Source organism: Alishewanella sp. WH16-1 (genome assembly GCF_001441695.1).
Taxonomy (GTDB): domain Bacteria; phylum Pseudomonadota; class Gammaproteobacteria; order Enterobacterales; family Alteromonadaceae; genus Alishewanella; species Alishewanella agri.
Map to the genome: position 1 here is coordinate 1 of NZ_LCWL01000124.1, position 918 is coordinate 918.

Annotated in this window: 1 protein-coding gene; it reads right to left on the minus strand. The window is 45.8% G+C overall.

All coding sequences use genetic code 11. The features are described from left to right. Window positions 1-9: 9 nt before the first annotated feature. On the minus strand, window positions 10-918 hold a 909-nt coding region (locus AAY72_RS13420; protein WP_057788168.1), incomplete at its 5' end, for an IS4 family transposase.

Genomic DNA, 918 nt, shown 5'->3' on the forward strand with positions numbered 1-918 from the left:
TAATGCCGGTCAGTTAAGCTGACCGGCATTTTTCTTTCTAACAGGGTATTTCTGCTTACTCGACTTTATACACCGTGGGTAACATCGCTCTCGTCGTCCAGGTAGTAAGAAGTAAGCCGCCATTTCGGTAATATTCATCACTACCCGTGGGACTCTTCCTGGCGCAACATAGGGTAATGTCGCTAACTGGAATACGATGTAACTTGCTGATTCTTTGAAGCTCAGCTGACTTGGCGTGATATCTTTTCCTAACGAGGCAGCCATAAGTACCATCTGATACCGGATCAAGTTATAGGCCAGCAATACTCCCCACAGCTCTTGTTTCACCATATCTGGTTTTCTTGAGCGCAGTGTGTAGGTATTCTGCAACATTGACTGCTTTATTTCCCTGAAGCCCAGTTCGATTTCCCAACGGGTCGAGTATAAATCAACAATGTCAGCGGCAGGAAAACGCATCGGGTCTACCAAAGAGCAGAGTATTTTGACTTCTTTGTCTTTGATGGTTTTAGTCAGCAATCTCGCTTCAATCGTATGCGGTAAGTCTGCGAATTTCTTGCGTGATTGGGGCGTCGTTGTCAGTCGTACCAGTTGATCCTGTTTGCCCAATGACCGAATGACTTCATACTGTGTATGCTTCTTCAATGGCAGTAACCAATGGCGTTGTTCACCTGTACTTTGCCACTTATAAAGCAAACCCAGTGAGTAAAACCCCTTATCGAATATTGTCAGAGAGTTATCACTGGTATGAGGGATTAGGTCCTCAGCTAAAATCATCTCATTAGTATCAACACTGTCAAACCGGCTGGCGGTGAGCAAATGGCTCGTTAACTCCATCTGACATACCATTCGAATTTGTGGGTAGCAGGCTTCTCCCGTGTGCGACTTCGTTCTGGCGAATGCGGCACTATTCTCTGGTGT